Raw genomic sequence first — 19,658 nt, forward strand, 5'->3', positions numbered from 1 at the left:
AGTTAGCGTCGCTCGCCGGCAGGGCGAGGATTTAGGATATTTACGATAACTGTATATTTATACAGTATCGGTGACAAGGCAAGGGGGTAACGCACGGAGGTGGAGGCAGCGGCACTGCGCAGCGTCTCGACGACGCGCCGGCCCTCTCGCGCACGCAGGCCTTTGGCCACGGAGGCTGCCATGCACTATCATTCCATAGAATGATTCCTTGAAAAAAAAGCTTCTATCGAATGATAATCACGAAGCCCGCCAAGGAAGGTATCATTCCAAAGCATGATTTTTCCCATTGACTAATGCCATGTCATTAATCTCCCAATGCCGCCAGTTGCGGGAAGTCCGGGGCAAGAGCCTTGGCGAACTCGGCCGGATCCTCGGCATGGCGGCGCAAAACCTGTCGGCCATCCTGCTCGGCAAGAAGGACAGCCGCGCTTCCACACTGGACGCGCTGGCCGCCGCGCTCGACGCGCAGTGGGTCCTGGTGCCCAACGAACGCCTCGCCGAAGTCCGCCAGGTGCTGGAGGGCAAGGGCAGCGGCCCCGACCGCGGCGCCCGCGCCGCGCTCGACATCTTCCTGGATCAGGAATGAGCTACGCCCTGCATCCCCGTTTCCTGGAGGTTCGGCTATATGACCGGCTGTGCGGCTACCTGTGCGAGGCCGGCGGCAATGTCCGCTTCGTGCCCGCCGATGAATTCCGCGGCGACACCGACCGCCCCACGCTGAGCCTGTCGATCACCGTGCCGACCGAAGCCGGCCGCCGCGCCACCGCCGAGGTGCTGGACAACCCCTTCCATCCCGCGGTCTACAACACCGGCCATGAACTGCCGCCCTACTTTGCCGGGCTGCTGCCCGAAGGCGAGTTGCGCAAGCGGCTGGAAGCCACCCGCAGCCACCCCGAAGACAAGGACGACTTCGGCATCCTGGCTTCGGCCGGCAACGACCTGCCCGGAGCCGTGGTGGTGCGGCCGGCGGACATCGGCGCCCTGCCCGCCTATGCCCGCGCCTATGGCGTGACCGGCGGCGCCGACAACCTGGAGATCGCCGTGGTCGAGGGCGCCACGCAGGGGGCCGCGTCGGTGTCCGGGGTGCAGAACAAGCTGGCCCTGTCGACGGTGCAGGACGGCAAGCGCTACACGCTGCCGAGCCACGGCAAGCTGTCCGACATCATCGCCAAGCTGCCGGCCAGGAACGACGACGCGCAGGTGTTCAACGAATCGGTCTCGATGCAGCTCGCCGCCGCCGCCGGCGTGCATGTCGCGGCCACGCGCGTGCTGCCCATGTCGACCATCGCGGTGGAAGGACTGGCCGAGGCCCTGGGCGAGGACCTGCACTACCTTGCCGTCGACCGCTTCGACCGCACCCCGTCCGGGCGCGTCCATGCCGAGGACGGCTGCCAGATGCTGGGCCGGATGCCGGCCCGCAAGTACGCCAGCATCGACGGCTACGTGCAGCTGGTTGCCACGCTGTACCGCCTGAGCCCGGGCGGGGTCGAGCATGTGCGGCAGTTCTTCCTGCGCCAGGCGGTCAATACGCTGATCGGCAACAGCGACGCGCACCTGAAGAACTTCTCGGTGATCTACCCCAACGGCGTGCTGCCGGTGCTGTCGCCGGCGTACGACATCGTCTGCGTGGCGGCGCTGCCCGGCTTCGCCTCGTACGGCCAGAACGTCGCCATCGACCGGCTGCAGCGCGAGGAAACCCTGGCCATGTACGAGGCGATCGCCGAGCAAGCCGGCGTGCCGCGCCGCATCGCCACCGCCGCGGTCAGGGAAGCGGCGGCGCTGGCGCATGCCCGCTGGCCGCGCCTGCTGGACGAGCTCGACGCACCGCCGGCCATCCGCGAGGTCGTCACCGGGCGCCTGGCGACGCTGCCGCTGGCGCGCGCCGCGCGCTCCGGCCGGTGATTGCCCGCGCCGCGTAGCGGCACCTGAAGCATCGCCATCGCGGATAATGCGCCATTCACCCACCGACCTCGCCCCATGTCCGCCAGCAGCCCCAGCCCCCGACGCCTCGACTGGACCACCCTGTTCCTGCTGACCTTTCCCCCGCTGAGCTGGGCCGGCAACGCCATCGTGGGCCGGCTTGCCGCCGGCACGGTGCCGCCGGTCACGCTGAACTGGGCGCGCTGGGTGCTGGCCGGGATGCTGCTGGCACCGTTTGCGTGGCGCGGCGTGGTCGAGCACCGCGCGGTGCTGCGCCGGCACGCGGGCGTGATCACCGCCATGGGCATCCTGTCGATTGCCAGCTATAACGCGCTGCAGTACCTGGCGCTGACCAGCTCGACGCCGATCAACGTGACGCTGATCGGCGCGTCCACGCCGCTGTTTCTGATCGTGATCGGCGCGCTGTGCTTCGGCGAACGGGTCCGGCCCTGGCATGTCGCCGGCGCGCTGCTGTGCATGGTCGGCGTGACCTTCGTGCTGGTGCGCGGCGAACTGGCGCGGCTGGCGCAACTGGACCTGGTGCCGGGCGACCTGTACATGCTGGCGGCCACCATCGCGTGGAGCGCCTACACCTGGCTGCTGCGCAAGCAGCGTCCCGCGCTGCCCCTGCCGGTGCTGCTGTTCGCGCAGATCGTCACCGGCGTGCTGGCCAGCGCGCCGGTGACGGCATGGGAGCTGCTGACGCTGGAGCAGCCGCTGCAATGGAACGGCAAGGTCGCGGGCATCCTGCTCTATGTCGCGACCATCCCGTCGCTGCTGGCCTACTTTGCCTGGGACCGCGCCATCGCGCGCGCGGGCGCGCAGCTGCCGGTGTTCTTCATCACGCTGACGCCGGTCTTCGCCGCGCTGCTGTCGACGGTGCTGCTGGGCGACTGGCCGCGCTGGTACCACGGCGTCGGCCTGGCCGCGATCGCGGCCGGGATCTGGCTGGCGCAGCGGCGCTGACGGCGGCCGGCCCCATCAGCGGGCCATGACCTTGTCCGGCGTCATCGGCGTGCTGCGCAGCCGCCTGCCGGTGGCGTGATAGATCGCATTGCTGATCGCGCCAGCGACCCCCACCAGCCCGATTTCGCCCACACCCTTGGCGCCCAGGCTGCTGACCACCCGGTCGTCCTCGTCGACGAAGATCACGTCCAGGTCCTGGATATCGGCGTGCGAGGCGATGTGGTACTCCGCAATATTGCGGTTCATGAAGCGGCCGAGCGCATGGTCGCTGTGCGTTTCCTCGTGCAGGGCCTGGCCGATGCCCCACACCATGCCGCCCAGGATCTGGCTGCGCGCGGTCTTCGGGTTGATGATGCGGCCCGCCGCCACCGCGCTGACCACGCGCGTCACGCGCACGGTGCCCAGCGCCTCGTCGACGCGCACCTCGCAGAACACCGCCGAGTGCGCGGCGCGCGTGTATTGCTTCTGCTTGAACAGGTTGGGCAATTGCAGGAACGATGCCTCGATCTGCTCGCGCCGGGCCGCTGCCAGGATGCCGGTCAGCGGCAACGACACGCCGGGGCTGGGGCGCAGGCTGACCCGGCCGTGCTCGAACACCAGGTCCTCGTAGCGCGCCCGCTCGAAGCCGGCACCCTGCATGCGCCGCGCCATGTGCCACAGCATCCGGCGCAGCTTGTCGCACACGCCGTCGACCGCCGTGCCGACCGTGGCCACATGCGCCGAGCCGCCTTCGACGGGCGCCACCGGCAGGTCCGAATCGCCCAGCACGAACGTCACCTGCTCCAGCGGCAGGCCCAGCGACGCGGCGGCGATCTGGCTCATCACCGTCAGCGTGCCGGTGCCGATATCGGTGGCGGCGCTGGCTACCTCGAGCCGGCCGTCGGCGCGGAATACCGCGCGGGCGCGGCTGAACATCTGCAGCGCGTCCCAGGTGCCGCTGGCCATGCCCCAGCCGATCAGCTCGTGGCCATCGCGCATCGAACGCGGCTGCGGCGGCCGGCCGGCCCAGCCGAACCGTTGCGCGCCCTGCGCGTAGCATTCCCGCAGTGCCTTGCTCGAGAACGGCAGGCCGCTGGCGCCGTCGCGCTCGGCGTAGTTCTTGAGCCGCAGCGCCAGCGGGTCCATCCCCACCGCATAGGACAACTCATCCATCGCCACCTCGATCGCATGCACGCCGTGCGCGGCGCCCGGCGCGCGCATGTCGGCCGGCGTGGGCTGGTCGAGGTCGACCACCTTGTAGTCCTGCCGGCTGTTCTCCGACGCATAGAGCTGCGTGGACCAGTTGACCACCACTTCGACGTAGTGTTCCATGCGCGAGGTCTCGGCCACGGCTTCATGGATCAGGCTCACCAGCCTGCCATCGGCGTCGGCACCCAGCCGCACGCGTTGCCAGGTCTCGGGCCGGTGGCAGAACGTGAACATCTGCGGCCGCGTCAGCACCACGCGCACCGAGCGCTCCAGCGCCAGCGCTGCCATCACCGCGAGGATCAGCTGGTACTGCGGCCGCAGCCCCGAGCCGAAGGCGCCGCCCACGTATTCATTGCGTACCGTGACCTTGCGCTTGGGCAGCCCGAACACCCGCGACACCATCCAGCGCGAATTCTGCGAGCCCTGGGTCTTGTCGTAGATGGTCAGGTGGCCGTCGCCGCCGCGGATCACCGTCGTGGCGTGCATCTCCATCGGGTTGTGGTGTTCCACGCCGCTGTAGAACTCCGCGTCGACCTGAAAAGGCGCGCGCGCGAAGGCGGCGTCGGCGTCGCCGCGCGCCCTGGGCGGGCCGGAATAGCCAGCCTTGAAGCGCATCGGCTTGCCGGCGCGGCCCAGGTGGTCCAGCAGGCTGGTCTCGTGCTGCCACGCCTGGTAGCGCACGCGCACCAGCGTGGCGGCATGGCGCGCCGCCTCGAAGGTCTCGGCCACCACCAGCGCGACCGGCTGGCCGCTATACCAGATGCGCGCGTCGTGCAGCGGCTTGAACGGCGAACCGGCGGGCGCGACCATGTCCTTGTAGAACAGGTCGAGCGAACGCACGCGCGGGCGGCGCTCATGCGTCAGCACCTCGAGCACGCCCGGCACCGCCAGCGCCGCGCTGCAATCGATCGACACGATGCGGCCGCGCGCGATGGTGCTGTTCACCACCACTCCGTGCGCGAGGTCGAAGGCCGGATGCTCGGCGGCATAGCGCGCCGTGCCGGTGACCTTGGCCACGCCATCGAGGCGCGGGACCGGCGTGCCGATGCCGACCGGACCCGTGCCGGGCCGCGCGCGCGGCGTACATTGCGGGATCGGATCGCTCATGGCTGCTCCTCCTCGCTGAAGGCGTCTTCGCCGGTATTGCTCAGCAAGCCGGCGACCGCCATTTCCAGCGCGCGCACGATCGCGCGCTCGGCCAGCGCAAGCTTGAAGCTGTTGCCGGGCAGGCTCTCGGGCACGGCCGGGCCGCCCCAGGCGCGCGCATCGCGCAGCAGGAAGCGGGCCACGGAGGCAAAGTGCTCGGCCGTGGCGGGCCGTCCCTGCAGGTGCGCCTCGGCCTCGGTATCGCGCCACGGCTTGTGCGCCACGCCGCCCAGCGCCAGCCGCGCGGCGCGCACGGTGCCATCGTCGGCCAGGTCCAGCGCGGCGGCCACCGACACCAGCGCGAACGCAAACGACGCGCGCTCGCGGATCTTCAGGTAACAGGCATGGCGCGCAAACTCGGCGGCGGGCGGCAGCACGATGTGGGTAATCAGTTCATCAGGGCGCAGCGTGGTGTCGATGTGCGGCCTATCCTCCGGCAGGCGATGGAATTCATGAAACGGAATCTCGCGGCGGCCGCTGGCCGATGCCACGTGCACCACCGCGTCCAGCGCCGCCAGCGCCACGCACATATCCGATGGGTGAGTAGCAACGCAATGCTCGCTCGCGCCGAGGATGGCATGCTGGCGCGCCAGCCCGGTCGCCGCCGGGCAGCCGCTGCCGGGCTCGCGCTTGTTGCAGGGCACGCCCGGATCGTAGAAGTAATAGCAGCGCGTGCGCTGCAGCAGGTTGCCGCCGTTGGTCGCCATATTGCGGATCTGCGCCGAGGCCCCGGCCAGAATCGCCGCGCGCAGCAGCGGATACTGCGCGCGCACCAGCGGGTGCTGCGCGGTATCGGCGTTGCTGGCCAGCGCACCGAGCCTGAGCCCGCCATCCGCCGTGGCCTCGATCATCCGCAGCGGCAGTTGCCTGACATCGACCAGCGCGGCCGGATGCATCATGCCGCCTTTCACCAGGTCGATCAGGTTGGTGCCGGAAGCCAGGAAGTGCGGCGCGTGGTCGTCGCCAAGGCTTTGCACGCCGGCGTCCCGCTGCGCTGCGGCGATCGACTGCAGCGCCGCTTCCAGCGTGGCCGCGCGCTCATACCGGAACGGGTTCATGATGGGTCCTGGCCGCGGTCCGCCAGCCCGGCGACTTCGGCGATCGCCTCGACGATCTGCGCATACGCGCCGCAGCGGCACAGATTGCCGCTCATGCGCTCGCGGATCTCCTGCCGGCTTGCCGGCGGATGCTCGTTCAGCAGGCCCACGGCCGAGCACAGCTGTCCCGGCGTGCAATAGCCGCACTGGAACGCGTCGTGGTCGATAAAGGCCTGCTGCAGCGGATGCAGCGCGCCCGTGTCGCGATCGGCCAGCCCCTCCACGGTGGTGATGTCGGCGCCGTCATAGGACACGGCCAGGCACAGGCACGACTTGATGCGCCTGCCGCCGACCAGCACCGTGCAGGCGCCGCATTGGCCGTGGTCGCAGCCCTTCTTGGTGCCGGTGAGTTGCAGTTGCTCGCGCAGCAGGTCAAGCAGGATTACCCACGGGGCCAGCAGCAGCTCGTGGGTGATGCCGTTGATGTGCAGCGTGGTAGGGATCTGTTGCAGTGCGCCGGCCTCGGATGCCGGCGGAGCAAGCGGGTCTTCCAGTGCCATGGGCGCCTCCGCCGGGTCATGTTCCTGGGGAATGGAACAAAGGCAGCAAGCGTCATGCCATCAGGCTTCCCCGGCTTCAGCACGTTGCATCCGGCGAGCGGTGCGTGCCGCCGCGCCGGCCGGCTTTGCATATATTGCCGCCGGGGCCATGCACGAATTACCGCAGTGTCGTGGGCTTACCCTGTGGCCTTGCCCTGGCTGGCGCGCCTGAACTGCGTTGGCGCGTGCCCGGTCCAGCGCTGGAAGGCGCGGCGAAAGGCTTCCTCGCTGGCAAAGCCAAGCTGCTCGGCGATCCTGCCGACGCTCCAGCGGGTGGTCCGCAAGCATTGCTCGGCGTATTCCTGCAGGCTGTGCTCGCGCAATTGCCGATAGCTGGTGCCGTCCGCCGCGAGCCGGCGGCGCAGCGTCGGTTCGCTGGCATCGAAGCGCACTGCCAGCTCGGCCAGCGTCGGCAGCCGCACGCCATGCACCAGCGCCGCGTGCAGCGTGCCGCGCACTTGCTGGCTCAGCGACACCACTTCGACCGGCGCCCCGACCAGCCGGTAAGGCAGGTCCTTCAGGAAAGCCTGAAGCTCCGCCGCCTGGCGCACCACCGGACGGTCGAGCAAGGCCTGGTCGAACTCGAAGCCGTAGGCCGGGTTGCCTGACGTCACCGGCGCATGGAACAGGCCGAGGAACGGCAAGGCGTCCTCGCGCCGCGGATGCGCCAGGCTGACACGGGTCGGGCGTATCGGCTGGCCCACCAGCCAGCCGAACAGCAGCAGATAAAAGAAGAGTCCCGTCAGGTCGACCAGGCAGGCCGCCGAGGATTTCACCCGTCGCAGCGAATCCATCTGAAAAACCGCCTGGCCCGCGCGCTCGCCCAGGCTCAGCGCGCCGGCGCGCGGATACAGCATCGCGCAGAAATCGGCCGCGCAGTGGATCGCCTCGCGCAGCGTCTGGCAGCTCAACGCGCAGCGGCACAGCAAATCCACTTCCTGCTTGCACATGGGCGGATGGCCGTCGCCTTTGGCGACCAGCGCTTCCAGCCGCTCGATCGCGGCGCGATAGAGCGCGGTGAACTGTGCGGGCCGCGGCGGTTCTGTGCCGGCGGCCGGTACCTCGACGCCCTGCCGTTTCAGCTCATCCAGCAAGCGCTGCACCATGCCGTGCGGAACAGGGACGGGATTCCCCGGGATGTGGGCGTTCATGGGCGCTGGTCGTGATTGCTTCGGTAGCGGTGATTGATCGTCCGGGTAGGGGTGCGTGGCCAACGGGCCTTCCATAATCGTCCCGGCGGCCATGGAGGTTGCCATGCGCGCAGCGCCATGCCTATACGGGACAACCCATGAGAGGACGCCACACCGCCATGATCCACGTACTCGATGAAATCGTGCTCGCACCGGGCCACCTGCCCGCGGTGCTTGACCTGCTGGAATCCCGCTACCTGCCTGGCAGCGCCGCCAGGGGCCTGACGCTGCTGCATCGCTGGATCTCGCCACCCGTGGCGCTGCAAGATGCGCCCAATACGCTGTGGCTGCTGTGGCAAGTGCCGGATGCGCCAGCCTATTACGCCATGCGCGCCGGCATTGACGGTCCCGCCCTTGCCTTCTGGTCGACGGTCGGCTCCCTGTGCCAATCCCGCCGCCGCCACGTGATGGCCGCAGCGGCACCCGTGCTGCCGCAGCCGAAGGAGCATTGCGATGCGCCTTGAGACTGCGCAACTGCGCTTGCACACCGGCATTGGCGACCGGATGCCCGACCCGGGACCAGCCCTGCTCGACCGTGTTGAAAAGCTGCCGGGCCTGCACCGGGTGGCGCTCGGCCGCAACCTGACGGGAAGCTGGGGCGCCGGCGACTACACGCTCGACCTGCAATTCAACACCGACTCGTCCGGCGCGCAGGCCGATGCGGCCGGCCTCGCCGCGGCGCTGGACGGCATCGCAACGGTCGATCACGTCGCCTATCGCGCGATCGCGGGCGGCATGCGTGCTCCGCAACTGCGCGACGGCGTCTGGCGCACGCTGATGTTCCGGGTCCGCCCTGACGCGCCGCCCTGGCAGGTACACGCGCTGGAGCACGAGCTGCTGCGGATGCCTGCGTACATGTCCGGCATCCGCAACTGGCGGCTGGCCCGCGTGGTGTCGCCGGGCACATGGACCCATGTCTGGCAGCAGGAATTCGCCGGCACTGACGATCTGCTGGGCGAATACCTGATGCACCCGTTCCATTGGGGACGGGTCGACCGCTGGTTCGACCCGGAGTTTCCGGAATGGACGGTCGAGGCGATCTCCCATGCCTTCTGCCCGCTCGCGACCAGCCTGATTGCCAGCCACAACCCTGACGAGGAAACCGCACCATGACCGCACACGGAAAACTGACAGGAAAGATCGCACTGGTGACCGGCGCCAGCCGCGGCATCGGCCGCGCCATTGCGCAGCGCTTCGCGGCGGAAGGCGCGCTGGTGGTGGCCAGCGCACGGCGCATCGGCAGCTCCGCGGAAGATCCTGGTACGCTGGCCGAGACCGTTGCGATGATCAGGCAGCAAGGCGGCCGCGCCATGGCGCTGGCGGCGGACCTGGAGGATCCCGCGCAGCGCGACCATCTTGTGTCGCGGGCCGCCGAGGCCGCGGGTGGCCTGGACATCCTGGTCAACAATGCCGGCCTGGCCGAATACAGCCCCATCGAGGCGATGCCGCTAGGCACCTTCGAGCGGACGGTGGACCACTACCTGCGCATCCCGTTCGTGCTGAGCCGCGCCGCGATACCGCTGCTGCGCGCGCGCGGCGCGGGCTGGATCCTGAACCTGGGCTCGGTCACGGCGCTGTCGCCGGCGCGTCCCTACCAGGACTTTGACCGCGCCGGCGGCGTCAGCGCCTACGCTGCCGTCAAGGCGGCCATCAACCGGTTCACCGAAGGCCTGGCCGCGGAACTGGAGGCCGACGGTATCGCCGTCAACTCCGTGGCGCCAAGCACCGCGATCCGCACGCCGGGCAGCGAGCGCTATATCCCGGACGGCTATCCCACCGAGCCCGTGGAATACCTGGTGGAAACCGCGCTGGCGCTATGCAGCGTGCCGGCTCGACGGCACACCGGCCAGATTGCGCATAGCCTGCACTTCCCGCTTGCGCAGGGACTACAGGTCCGCACGCTCGACGGCAAAGGCGAGCTGCCGCCGCCCGTGATCCCGGCCTGGGCGCATCCGGCGCTGGGCCAGCCCGAACTGTCGGCGAGGTAAGCGTCATGGAACAGAAGATGCGCGCGGTCCTGATCGATCGTCACGGCGGGTCCGATGTGATCCGGCTTGGCGAGGTCGCAAGGCCGGAGCCGGCCGCCGGCGAAGTACTGATCCGCGTCGCCTGCGCCGGCGTGAATCCCGCGGACTGGAAGTGCCGCGAGGGTTTTCTGAGCGCCTTCATGCAGGCCAGCTTTCCCTTCGTGCTCGGCTTCGATGCCAGCGGCGTGGTGGCCGCGGTCGGCGCCGGCGTCACGGGCTTCGTGCGCGGACAGCGCGTGTTCGCGCAAACCGGGGTCGGCGCCGGCCGATGGGGATCGTACGCGGAATACGTTGCCGTCGGCCAGGATTGCGTGGTGCCGATTCCCGACAACGTGGGATTCGCCGAAGCCGCGGCGGTGCCGACGCCGGCGCTGGCGGCCTGGACCGGACTGTTCGACGACGGCGGACTGCGCCCGGGCCAGACCGTGCTGGTGCACGGCGGCGCGGGAGCGGTCGGCACCTTCGCCGTGCAACTGGCGAGGGCCGCCGGCGCCACCGTCGCCGCCACCTGCAGCGCGGCCCGCCGCGACGCGCTGCTGGCGCTCGGCTGCGACCTGGCCATCGACTACCGCGCAAGCGATATCGGTAGCGCGGTACGGGCCTGGGCGCCGGCCGGCGTCGACCTGGTCCTCGACACGGTGGGATGCGGCACCCTGCCGATGGGGCTGGACCTGCTGCGGCCCGGTGGCATCCTCGTCGCCATCCTGACGCTGGTCAGCGGCGACCACGGCCCCGATCCCGCCGAGGCCGCGCGCCGCGGCGTGCGCAGCGCGGTGGCGTTCAGCAAGATGCCAAGCGGCGCGCGCCTGGGCGAAATCGCCGCGCTGCTGCACAGCGGGCGTTTGCGGCCACCGCGCATCCAATGCCTGCCGCTGGAACAGGCCGGCCACGCGCTCGAGCTGGTCCGGTCAGCCAAGGCGGCGAGCAAACTGGTGCTGCAGGTCGCCGGGCCGCCAAACGCGTAAAGGTCGCGTGCGGGCCGCGTAGCCGCCTGGCCGCTTATCCGGTCCGCGCGGGCCTGCGTGCCCGGATCGCCTCCTCGAGCATGTCGAGCCGGTCCTGCCCCCAGAACGATTCGCCTTCGAACACATAGGCGGGCGATCCGAACACGCCTGCGCCGACGGCCTCGTCGGTGTAGCGCCGGTAGCGCATCCCGGTTTCCCTGGCGCGCGCCAGCTCCATGACGCCGCTGCCATCCAGGCCGAGGCGTGCAAGGATGGCTTGCAGCGTCGGCTCGGCAGAGATGTCCAGGTCCTCGCACCATTCGGCGCGCAGAATTGCCTTGTACAGCGCAAGCACGGGCAAGCCCAGCTCATCGGCAGCGATCACGATACGAGAGGCGAGCTCCGCGTCCGGACACATATACCTGGGCGTGGGGTTCACGTGGAGCCCCAGCTTCCTGCACCATCGTTCCAGCTCGACAACCCGATAGCGCTGCCGCTGCGCTGAACGCTGCCCCAGCAGCACCCCTCCCGTGCGCGCATACACCTCGGGAAGATCGACCGGCTTGTGCCGGATTTCCACCCCCGTGCGGCGTGCCAGGGCATCCAGCCTGTCGGCGCCCAGGTACGCCCAGTCGGAATTGAGCCAGAAGTAGTAGTCGATATGCGCGCCGGCGTTCATACCCGCTCCCCCTTTGCCAGCGGGACCGCGTGCCGGGCCCCGTTCACGTCGCGCATCAGTGCCGTACTGACAAAGGCGATCACGCTGAGCGCGCCCAGGTACCAGACGATGTATGAGGGGTCGCCGCCGCCGTGATTCAACAGCGACGTGGCCACGATGGGCGCCAGGCCCCCGCCGATCGCACCGGACACCTGCACCGCGATCGAGATGCCGCTATAGCGGACCTCGGGCGGAAACTGGGCGGAGAACAGGCTGCCTTCAGGCCCGTACAGGCAGGCGTAGACGAGACCGATCGCAATCGCCATGGCCATCGTGACATTGCCCGCATCGAGCGTTTGCAGCAGCGCGAAGAACTGCGGCGCAAAGACCAGGATCCCCGCGGTACCGGCCATGAATACCCACTTGAAGCTGAAGCGGTCACCCAGGATGCCGAACAGCGGCATGGTGAACATCGCGACCGCGGCGCCCCACACCGTGGCATCGAGCATCACGGTCTTGGCTATGCCCAGCGTGCCCGTGGCGTAGGCCAGGGCAAAGGTCACCACGGTGTAGAACCACGTGACTTCCGCCAGCCGGCCACCGACCACGGTCAGGACCTGGCGCGGATAGCGGCGCAACACCACCAGGGCCGGCATCTCGACCTTGTCGCCAGACTTTTTCATCTGCTCGAAGTCCGGGGATTCGCTCACCTTCGCCCGAATGAACCAGCCTACCGCCAGCAGCACCACGCTCGCCAGGAACGGCACGCGCCATCCCCACGTCAGCATGTCCTGCTCCGGCAGGGTCGCGACCATGCTCATCGCCAGCGAGGACAGGATCAGGCCCGGTGCCACCCCCGCCTGCGGCAGGCTGCCAAAGAAGCCCTTCTTGCCTTCGGGTGCGTGCTCGACAGCCATCAGCACCGCGCCGCCCCACTCGCCCCCGACGGCAACGCCCTGCAGGAAACGCAGCAGCACGAGCGCCACGGCGGCCCAGTAGCCGATGCTGTCATAGGACGGGATCAGGCCGATGAGGATGGTCGGGATGCCCATCATGAACAGCGTGATCAGCAGCATGGACTTGCGTCCGACCCGGTCGCCGAAATGGCCAAAGACGATGCCACCCAGCGGGCGCGCGAAGAAGCCGACCGAGTAGGTGGCGAAGGCCGCCAGGGTCCCGGTCAGCGGATCGAACGAGGGAAAGAAAATCTTGTTGAAGATCAGCGCCGCGGCGGTGCCGTAAAGGAAGAAGTCATACCATTCGATCGTCGTGCCCATCATGCTGGCCAGGCCGGCCGTGATGTAGTGGCGGCGCGAGCGCGTGCCTTGTTGCGGGGTCATCGTCTTGTCTCCTTGTCTGTCTGATGCGTGCTGCCAGCGCGTCACGGTTTGCGGTACGGCGCGATGCCGTGCGTCTGGCGGGCCCAGTACGCGAACGTGGAGTTGACGATGGACGGCTTCAGCAGGTAGTCGTGAGCCTCCCTGGCCAGGTCGTCATCGACCGGCGTGAGCGGGCCGAATGCCTGGGCGCGGATCTGCATGCGGGCAGCGCGCTCGAGATAGACCGACAGGTAGGTCGCCTCTTCACACGTCCTGCCCGCGGTCAGATAGCCGTGGTGCGCGAGGATGATCGCGCGCTTGTCGCCCAGCGCTTCCGAGATGATCACGCCCTCCTGGTCTGCAATCGGCACCCCCGGCCAGTCGCCGAGGAACGCGCAGTCGTTGTGCAGGGGGGTCATGTCCATCTGCGCGATCACCAGAGGCTGGCGCGCGGCAGCGAGGGCGCTCGCCCACGGCGAATGGGTATGGATGATGGCGTTGACGTCGGGCCGGGCGTCGTAGACCCACAGGTGGAAACGCGTCGCCGGGTTGGCCATGCCGCCGCCGCTGAGCGTGTTGAGATCGCGGTCGACCTCGATAAAGTCCGCCGGCGTCGCTTCGTCGAAGCCGAGCCCGAAACGCAGCGTCCAGTAAGCGCCCGGACGTTCGGAACGGACACTGATCTGGCCCGCCAGGCCGGCCTCCTGCTCCGTCATGGCCAGGATCCGGCAGGCATAGGCCATGGTTTCCTGCATGGTGCGCGACTGGCTCGGCAGATGCTTCGCCATGTCGCTGGACGCGCGCTGGTCGAAATACGACTTGTCTCTCAGGGGGGCGTTCATACTGGTTTTCTCCGGGTTTTCCCTGCGACGAGAGGTCGAAAGGATCGGGATCCAGTATGGGATTGGGGGTTCGGGCGAGCTACGGAGCCGGCTTCATAGCAGCTATGTCATGGCTTCACGTGTCCAGCGCCTTGGCAACCTGGAGCGCACAGGACAGCAAGGCCGCGGCCAGCGGAAAGGGCTGGCGCTCGGGATGCGCCACCGCCACCATGCGCCGTTTCAACAGCGGTGCATGGATCTTCACCTTGCACAGGCCATACTCGGCCAGCAGCTTGTCTGGCAGGCGGCTCGGCAGGATGCATGACCCTACCCCGGCGGAAACCAGCTTGAGCATGGCATCCACCGTTTCCGCCTCCGCCACATAAGCGCCCTTCAGGCCGGCGCTATCGAGCATCCGTCGCAGCGCATAGCCATGCGGGAAGGTAACCAGGCGGAGGTCGCGGCCGCGCAGGTCGACGCCGGGATCGTCAGCAGCCGGGGCAATGCTGCCCTGCTCCACCAGGCACATCGTATCGTCGAAGAGCGGATAAACCGCCAGCGCGGCGGTGTCCACCGCGGTATCGTAGGCCACGCCCAGATCCGCCTTGCCGCTTTCCACCAGGGCCACGACCTCCGGCGAGCTGCGTCCCATCATCGACAGGTTGACCCCGGGATGCGCACTGACGAAACTCGCCACCACATCGCCGATAAAGTAGTAGCTGACGGTGTGGACCAGGGCCAGCCTTACCGTTCCTTCGGTACTGCCATGCGCGTCGCGTATCATGTCAACGGCGTGATCGATGGCGCGATAGGGCGCTTCGATCGCTTCCTGCAGCTTTTGCCCCGCTTCCGTCAGGGCAACGCCACGCCCCGTTCGCGTAAACAAGGCCTTGCCAAGGTGGGCTTCGAGCGCGGCCAGTTGCTTGCTGACGCCGGATTGGGTCTGGTTCAGGTCATCCGCAGCCTTGGACAGCGATTTCAGCGAGGCGATACGCAGAAAGCTTCGCAGCAGGCGGTCTGGCGTTTCCATGTCGGGGGCAGGTAGTTTTGCCGCCATTCTGCATGGCGCGTGGCCCTGGCCGCAACCACGCCGCGGCGCCGGTGCGGCACCCATGCAGGATTTCCTGCCCCCTTGATACCTCACGTCGCGGCGGGATCACCGCGGGCGCTGCCGCGTCAGGCCGCATCCCGCCGCGCCGCCCCCCGATACTGCGCCAGCAGTGCCTCGCGCCGCACCGCCGCCGCCGCCATGCTGGCTTCCTTCACGTGACCGTAGCCACGGATATCGTCCGGCAGCGCGGCCAGAGCCAGCGCGGTGTCGAGGTTGTCCGCGCTCAGTGAAGCCGCGAACTCTTCGACCATGGCCAGGTAGTCGCTGACCAGCGCGCGCTCGGCGCGGCGCTCGGCGGTCTTGCCGAACACATCCAGCGCGGTGCCGCGCAGACCCTTCAGGCGCGCCAGCAGACGGAATGCCGTCATCGTGCGCGGGCCGAAGCGGCGCTTGACCAGCTGGCCCTTTGCGTCGGTCTTGGCCAGCAGCGGAGGCGCCAGCCAGAAATTGAGCTGGTAGTCGCGCCCGGGCTCGCCTTCGAACTGCGTGCGCAGCTTGTCAAGGAAAGCGGGGTCGGTGTACAGGCGCGCCACCTCGTACTCGTCCTTGTACGCCATCAGCTTGGCCAGGTTGCGGGCCACGGCCTCGGTCAGCGGCAGCTTGCGGTCGATGCCCAGTTGCTGCTCCGCGGCGCGGATGCGCGCGACGGCGTCGCGATAGCGCGCGGCATAGGCGGCGTTCTGGTAGTCGGTCAACAACGCCTCGCGCTTGCGGATCAGCGAATCGAGCGTCTGCGGCATCGACACCACCTGCGCGCTGGCGGCGGCCGGCGCAGCCGGCAGCAGCGCCCTGACCGCGGCCTCGCCGTGGTGGGCGAGATATCGGCCCCATTCGAAGGCGAGGCGGTTCTTGTCGACCGAGACCCCATTGAGTTCGATCGCGCGCACCAGGCTGGCGTGCTGCAGCGGGATCCAGCCCTTCTGCCAGGCAAAGCCTAGCAGCAGCGGGTTGGAGTAGATGGCGTCGGCCAGCAAGGTCACGGCCCAGGCGCTGGCGTCGAAGAAGGCGCAGGCATCGCCCACGCTGGCGCGCAGGTCCTGCTCGGCGCTGGCGCCGGGGAACTTCCACTTCGGGTTCTTGATGAACTCCGCGGTGGGGGTGTTGGCGCTGTTGACCACCGCGGCGGTCAGGCCGTGCCGGACTTTGGACAGCACTTCGGCCGAGGCCGAGACGATGGCGTCGCCGCCGATCACCAGGCGCGCCTCGCCGGTGGCGATGCGGGTCGCGTGCAGGTCGGCCGGGGCCGGCGCGATCTGCACGTGGCTGATCACCGCCCCGCCCTTCTGCGCCAGGCCGGCCATGTCGAGCACGGTCACGCCCTTGCGCTCCAGGTGCGAGGCCATGCCCAGCAGCCCGCCGATGGTGACCACGCCGGTGCCGCCGACGCCGGTGACCAGCACGCCGTACGACCGCTCCAGGGCCGGCAGCCGCGGCTGCGGCAGCGCCGCGAAGTCGGCGCCGGCGCCCTTGCCGGCAGCCGCCGCGGGCTTGCGCACCTGCGCGCCCTCGGCGGTGACAAAGCTCGGGCAGAAGCCGTTGACGCAGGAGAAGTCCTTGTTGCACGACGACTGGTTGATCCGGCGCTTGGTGCCGAGCTCGGTCTCGAGCGGCTCCACCGACAGGCAGTTGGACTTGGCCGAGCAATCGCCGCAGCCTTCGCAGACCGCATCGTTGATAAAGGCGCGTTTGGCCGGATCCGGATAGGTGCCGCGCTTGCGGCGGCGGCGCTTCTCGGTGGCGCAGGTCTGGTCGTAGATCAGGATGGTGACGCCTTCGGTGTCGCGCAGCTCCAGCTGCACGGCATCGAGCTGGTCGCGATGCAGCACCGCCACGCCGGACGGCAGCATCGCACCATCCCCATACTTGGCGGGCTCGTCGGTCACCACCACCAGCTTCTTCGCGCCCTCGGCCAGCACCTGGTGCGCGATCTGCGGCACCGTCAGCACGCCGTCGATGGGCTGCCCGCCGGTCATCGCCACCGCATCGTTGAACAGGATCTTGTAGGTGATGTTGGCCCTGGCCGCGATCGACGCGCGGATCGCCAGCAGCCCCGAGTGGAAGTACGTGCCGTCGCCCAGGTTGGCGAACACGTGCTTGTCGTCGGTGAAATGCATCTGGCCGGTCCACGCCACGCCCTCGCCGCCCATCTGGCTGAAGGTCTCGGTATTGCGGTCCATCCACAAGGTCATGTAGTGGCAGCCGATGCCGGCCAGCGCGCGCGAGCCTTCCGGCACGCGTGTCGAGGTGTTGTGCGGGCAGCCCGAGCAGAACCACGGCTTGCGCTCCACCGCGATGCGCGGCTGCGCCGCTTCGCGCTCCTTGGCCTCGATCAGCGCCACGCGCGCGGCAATGCGCGCGCGCACCTCGGCCGGCAGGTCGAAGCGTTCCAGCCGGCGCGCGATGGCCTTGGCGATCAGCGCCGGCGACAGCTCGTAGTGCGCCGGCAGCAGCCAGTCGCCGCGCGGCACCGACCACTCGCCGCCGTCGTTGCCGCGCTGGTCGAACTTGCCGAAGACCTTGGGCCGCACATCCTCGCGCCAGTTGTACAGCTCTTCCTTGAGCGCGTATTCGAGGATCTGGCGCTTCTCTTCGACCACCAGGATCTCTTCCAGGCCGGTGGCGAACTCGCGCGCGCCGTGGGCCTCCAGCGGCCACACGCAGCCGACCTTGTAGACCCGGATCCCGATGCGGGCACAGGTGTCGTCATCCAGGCCCAGGTCCGCCAGCGCCTGGCGCACGTCCAGGTACGCCTTGCCGGCGGTCATGATGCCGAAGCGCGCGTTGGGCGAATCGAGCACCACGCGGTTCAGGCGGTTGGCGCGCACGTAGGCGAGCGCCGCATACCACTTGTGGTCGAGCAGCCGCGCTTCCTGCTCCAGCGGGGAATCGGGCCAGCGAATATTGAGGCCGCCCGCCGGCATGGCAAAGTCCTGCGGCAGCACGACCTGCACGCGGTCGGGGTCGATCTCGACCGAGGCGGTCGACTCGACCACGTCGGTGACGCACTTCATCGCCACCCACAGCCCCGAATAGCGGCTCATGGCCCAGCCGTGCAAGCCGTAGTCCAGGTATTCCTGCACGTTGGCGGGATACAGCACCGGGATGCCGGCCGCCTGCAGCACGTGCTCGGACTGGTGCGCCACGGTGGAGGACTTGGCGGCATGGTCGTCGCCCGCCAGCAGCAGCACGCCGCCATGGCGCGACGAACCGGCGGAGTTGGCATGCTTGAGCACGTCGATGGAGCGGTCGACGCCGGGCCCCTTGCCATACCACATCGAGAACACGCCATCGCGCCTGGCGCCGGGGAACAGGTTGACCTGCTGGCTGCCCCATACCGCGGTGGCGGCCAGGTCTTCGTTGACGCCCGGCTGGAACACCACGTCGCTGGCCGCGAGATGCTGCTTGGCCTTCCACAGCGCCTGGTCGACGCCGCCCAGCGGCGAGCCGCGGTAGCCCGAGATAAAGCCGGCGGTATTGAGCCCGGCGGCGCGGTCGCGCGCCTTCTGCAGCATCGGCAGGCGCACCAGCGCCTGCACGCCGCTCAGGTAGACGCGGCCCTGGTCCAGGGTGTACTTGTCGTCCAGGCTGGCGCTGGCCAGGGCTTCGAGCAGGGCGGGATTGAGCGGGGCATTCACGATGTGGGTCTCCGGTGCTTTGTTCTGGGTACTTCTTTTTTGCTGTCCGGAGCAGTGTAGGAATGGCTGCGTTCATCGTAAAATCATCAATTCCAACACCTGATATCCGAAAAACGGATACCTCGGAGACACCATGTTCAAAGCGCGCGAAGGTTCGGAAAGACTGGCCAAGGAAGTCACGCTGCGGCAGTTCCGCTATTTCGTCGCGGCGGCGGAAACCGGGCAGTTCTCGATGGCGGCGACCGCCGAGCACGTGTCGCAGTCCGCCGTGACCAATGCCGTGCTGGCGCTGGAGCAGCGCCTGGGCGTGCGCCTGTTCGAGCGCCGGCCGCACGGCGTGACGCTGACGGCCGAAGGCCACCTGTTCTTCCAGCATGCGCGCCAGATCCTGGATTCGGTCGAAGACGCGCTGCGCGAGCCGCGCTTCCAGGTGCACGGGCTGCAGGGCAGCGTGCGGCTGGCGGCGTCCTACACCGTGCTGGGATACTTCCTGCCGGGACTGCTGGCGCGCTTTCGCACCAACTATCCGGATATCGAGCTGGACCTGCTCGACATGGACCGCCCCGACATCGAGCGCGCCGTGCTGGCGGGCGAGATCGAGCTGGGCATCGCGCTGCTGTCGAACCTGGAGAAGCCCCAGCGCTTCCAGCGCCATACGCTGATGCGGTCGCGGCGCCAGCTATGGACCTCGGCCAGCCATCCGCTGCTGGAGGTGGAGCGGCCTTCGCTGCGCGATATCGCGGCGTATCCGTACCTGCTCATTACCGTCGACGAGGCCGAGGACTCGACGCTGCGCTACTGGCGCAGTCACCGGCTCGCGCCCAATATCGCCTTCCGCACCGGTTCGATGGAAGCACTGCGCGGGCTGGTGGCGCATGGCTTCGGCGTCACCGTGCTGTCCGACATGGTGTATCGGCCCTGGTCGCTGGAAGGCAAGCAGATCGAAGCCCGGCCGATTGCCAATGCGGTGCCCGACATGGAGGTCGGCATGCTGTGGCAGCCCGGCCGCAAGCTGGGCAAGCCGGCCGATGCGCTGCGCGAATTCCTGATCCACGCTTGCGGCAGCTGAAGCGCGCAAGCGCGTGGCTGGCTGGCCT

Annotated in this window: 17 protein-coding genes; 8 read left to right on the forward strand and 9 right to left on the reverse strand. The window is 68.7% G+C overall.

All coding sequences use genetic code 11. The features are described 5' to 3' along the window. Nucleotides 1–298: 298 nt before the first annotated feature. The 3 genes from GA0116996_RS14780 to GA0116996_RS14790 all read left to right on the forward strand — a co-directional run bounded on the left by GA0116996_RS14780 (nt 299) and on the right by GA0116996_RS14790 (nt 2,886). Nucleotides 299–586, forward strand: coding sequence for a helix-turn-helix domain-containing protein (locus GA0116996_RS14780; RefSeq protein WP_208601250.1), 288 nt, complete (start codon nt 299–301; stop codon nt 584–586). Beyond that, complete coding sequence (locus GA0116996_RS14785) at nt 583–1,902, forward strand: type II toxin-antitoxin system HipA family toxin (RefSeq protein WP_092312840.1); 1,320 nt, start codon at nt 583–585, stop codon at nt 1,900–1,902. Before GA0116996_RS14780 ends, GA0116996_RS14785 begins: the two co-directional genes overlap by 4 nt. 75 nt (nt 1,903–1,977) lie before the next feature. After that, nucleotides 1,978–2,886: a DMT family transporter gene (locus GA0116996_RS14790; protein ID WP_092312843.1), complete on the forward strand. Its 909-nt coding sequence runs from the start codon at nt 1,978–1,980 to the stop codon at nt 2,884–2,886. 15 nt (nt 2,887–2,901) lie between these two features. Here GA0116996_RS14790 and GA0116996_RS14795 read toward each other — a convergent pair whose 3' ends face one another. The 4 genes from GA0116996_RS14795 to GA0116996_RS14810 all read right to left on the reverse strand — a co-directional run bounded on the left by GA0116996_RS14795 (nt 2,902) and on the right by GA0116996_RS14810 (nt 8,007). Next, complete coding sequence (locus GA0116996_RS14795) at nt 2,902–5,181, reverse strand: xanthine dehydrogenase family protein molybdopterin-binding subunit (protein ID WP_092312846.1); 2,280 nt, start codon at nt 5,179–5,181, stop codon at nt 2,902–2,904. Further along, complete coding sequence (locus GA0116996_RS14800; RefSeq protein ID WP_092312849.1) at nt 5,178–6,278, reverse strand: FAD binding domain-containing protein; 1,101 nt, start codon at nt 6,276–6,278, stop codon at nt 5,178–5,180. The genes GA0116996_RS14795 and GA0116996_RS14800 overlap by 4 nt, the downstream gene beginning before the upstream one ends. Next, nucleotides 6,275–6,817 carry a (2Fe-2S)-binding protein gene (locus tag GA0116996_RS14805; RefSeq protein WP_092312852.1) on the reverse strand — a complete coding sequence of 181 codons (543 nt, stop codon included), beginning with the start codon at nt 6,815–6,817 and terminating at the stop codon, nt 6,275–6,277. Before GA0116996_RS14805 ends, GA0116996_RS14800 begins: the two co-directional genes overlap by 4 nt. Before the next feature lie 176 nt (nt 6,818–6,993). Continuing rightward, a complete protein-coding gene (locus tag GA0116996_RS14810; protein ID WP_244159877.1) occupies nt 6,994–8,007 on the reverse strand; it encodes an AraC family transcriptional regulator in 1,014 nt (337 codons plus the stop codon). A gap of 158 nt (nt 8,008–8,165) precedes the next feature. On the opposite strand from GA0116996_RS14810, the gene GA0116996_RS14815 reads away from it, so the two are divergent. From GA0116996_RS14815 to GA0116996_RS14830, 4 genes are read left to right on the forward strand one after another with little or no spacing between them, the layout of a single operon-like run. Further along, entirely contained in the window at nt 8,166–8,510 is a 345-nt protein-coding gene (locus GA0116996_RS14815) for a hypothetical protein (protein ID WP_092312858.1), read from the forward strand. Next, nucleotides 8,500–9,159, forward strand: coding sequence for a Dabb family protein (locus GA0116996_RS14820; protein ID WP_092312861.1), 660 nt, complete (start codon nt 8,500–8,502; stop codon nt 9,157–9,159). Before GA0116996_RS14815 ends, GA0116996_RS14820 begins: the two co-directional genes overlap by 11 nt. After that, nucleotides 9,156–10,034 (forward strand): SDR family NAD(P)-dependent oxidoreductase, encoded by an 879-nt coding sequence (locus tag GA0116996_RS14825; protein WP_092312864.1) that lies wholly within the window; start codon nt 9,156–9,158, stop codon nt 10,032–10,034. The genes GA0116996_RS14820 and GA0116996_RS14825 overlap by 4 nt, the downstream gene beginning before the upstream one ends. A gap of 5 nt (nt 10,035–10,039) precedes the next feature. Beyond that, a complete protein-coding gene (locus tag GA0116996_RS14830; protein ID WP_244159878.1) occupies nt 10,040–11,038 on the forward strand; it encodes an NADP-dependent oxidoreductase in 999 nt (332 codons plus the stop codon). Nucleotides 11,039–11,072: 34 nt separating this feature from the next. Here the strand turns inward: GA0116996_RS14830 and GA0116996_RS14835 are convergent, their stop codons facing one another. The 5 genes from GA0116996_RS14835 to GA0116996_RS14855 form a co-directional block, all read right to left on the reverse strand. Continuing rightward, nucleotides 11,073–11,696: a 2-hydroxychromene-2-carboxylate isomerase gene (locus GA0116996_RS14835; protein WP_092312868.1), complete on the reverse strand. Its 624-nt coding sequence runs from the start codon at nt 11,694–11,696 to the stop codon at nt 11,073–11,075. Beyond that, nucleotides 11,693–13,015, reverse strand: coding sequence for an MFS transporter (locus tag GA0116996_RS14840; RefSeq protein ID WP_092312872.1), 1,323 nt, complete (start codon nt 13,013–13,015; stop codon nt 11,693–11,695). Before GA0116996_RS14840 ends, GA0116996_RS14835 begins: the two co-directional genes overlap by 4 nt. Nucleotides 13,016–13,056: 41 nt before the next feature. After that, complete coding sequence (locus tag GA0116996_RS14845) at nt 13,057–13,836, reverse strand: aldolase (protein WP_092312875.1); 780 nt, start codon at nt 13,834–13,836, stop codon at nt 13,057–13,059. A gap of 115 nt (nt 13,837–13,951) precedes the next feature. Further along, nucleotides 13,952–14,845, reverse strand: coding sequence for a LysR family transcriptional regulator (locus GA0116996_RS14850; RefSeq protein ID WP_092312878.1), 894 nt, complete (start codon nt 14,843–14,845; stop codon nt 13,952–13,954). Between the two features lie 146 nt (nt 14,846–14,991). Further along, the gene (locus tag GA0116996_RS14855) at nt 14,992–18,561 is read right to left on the reverse strand and encodes an indolepyruvate ferredoxin oxidoreductase family protein (protein WP_092312881.1); all 3,570 of its coding nucleotides are present in this window, start codon (nt 18,559–18,561) and stop codon (nt 14,992–14,994) included. A 133-nt stretch (nt 18,562–18,694) separates the two neighbouring features. Between GA0116996_RS14855 and GA0116996_RS14860 the strand changes: the two genes are divergently transcribed. Next, on the forward strand, nt 18,695–19,630 hold the full coding sequence (locus GA0116996_RS14860) for a LysR substrate-binding domain-containing protein (RefSeq protein WP_092312884.1): 936 nt from the start codon (nt 18,695–18,697) through the stop codon (nt 19,628–19,630). Nucleotides 19,631–19,658 lie beyond the last annotated feature (28 nt).

The sequence above is a fragment of the Cupriavidus alkaliphilus genome, from assembly GCF_900094595.1.
GTDB lineage: Bacteria > Pseudomonadota > Gammaproteobacteria > Burkholderiales > Burkholderiaceae > Cupriavidus > Cupriavidus alkaliphilus.

Bases quoted from the DNA above. Each gene is read 5' to 3' on its own strand.
- GA0116996_RS14780 (WP_208601250.1), top strand. From the start codon at position 299: ATGTCATTAATCTCCCAATGCCGCCAGTTGCGGGAAGTCCGGGGCAAG.
- GA0116996_RS14785 (WP_092312840.1), top strand. From the start codon at position 583: ATGAGCTACGCCCTGCATCCCCGTTTCCTGGAGGTTCGGCTATATGAC.
- GA0116996_RS14790 (WP_092312843.1), top strand. From the start codon at position 1,978: ATGTCCGCCAGCAGCCCCAGCCCCCGACGCCTCGACTGGACCACCCTG.
- GA0116996_RS14795 (WP_092312846.1), bottom strand. From the start codon at position 5,181: ATGAGCGATCCGATCCCGCAATGTACGCCGCGCGCGCGGCCCGGCACG.
- GA0116996_RS14800 (WP_092312849.1), bottom strand. From the start codon at position 6,278: ATGAACCCGTTCCGGTATGAGCGCGCGGCCACGCTGGAAGCGGCGCTG.
- GA0116996_RS14805 (WP_092312852.1), bottom strand. From the start codon at position 6,817: ATGGCACTGGAAGACCCGCTTGCTCCGCCGGCATCCGAGGCCGGCGCA.
- GA0116996_RS14810 (WP_244159877.1), bottom strand. From the start codon at position 8,007: ATGAACGCCCACATCCCGGGGAATCCCGTCCCTGTTCCGCACGGCATG.
- GA0116996_RS14815 (WP_092312858.1), top strand. From the start codon at position 8,166: ATGATCCACGTACTCGATGAAATCGTGCTCGCACCGGGCCACCTGCCC.
- GA0116996_RS14820 (WP_092312861.1), top strand. From the start codon at position 8,500: ATGCGCCTTGAGACTGCGCAACTGCGCTTGCACACCGGCATTGGCGAC.
- GA0116996_RS14825 (WP_092312864.1), top strand. From the start codon at position 9,156: ATGACCGCACACGGAAAACTGACAGGAAAGATCGCACTGGTGACCGGC.
- GA0116996_RS14830 (WP_244159878.1), top strand. From the start codon at position 10,040: ATGGAACAGAAGATGCGCGCGGTCCTGATCGATCGTCACGGCGGGTCC.
- GA0116996_RS14835 (WP_092312868.1), bottom strand. From the start codon at position 11,696: ATGAACGCCGGCGCGCATATCGACTACTACTTCTGGCTCAATTCCGAC.
- GA0116996_RS14840 (WP_092312872.1), bottom strand. From the start codon at position 13,015: ATGACCCCGCAACAAGGCACGCGCTCGCGCCGCCACTACATCACGGCC.
- GA0116996_RS14845 (WP_092312875.1), bottom strand. From the start codon at position 13,836: ATGAACGCCCCCCTGAGAGACAAGTCGTATTTCGACCAGCGCGCGTCC.
- GA0116996_RS14850 (WP_092312878.1), bottom strand. From the start codon at position 14,845: ATGGAAACGCCAGACCGCCTGCTGCGAAGCTTTCTGCGTATCGCCTCG.
- GA0116996_RS14860 (WP_092312884.1), top strand. From the start codon at position 18,695: ATGTTCAAAGCGCGCGAAGGTTCGGAAAGACTGGCCAAGGAAGTCACG.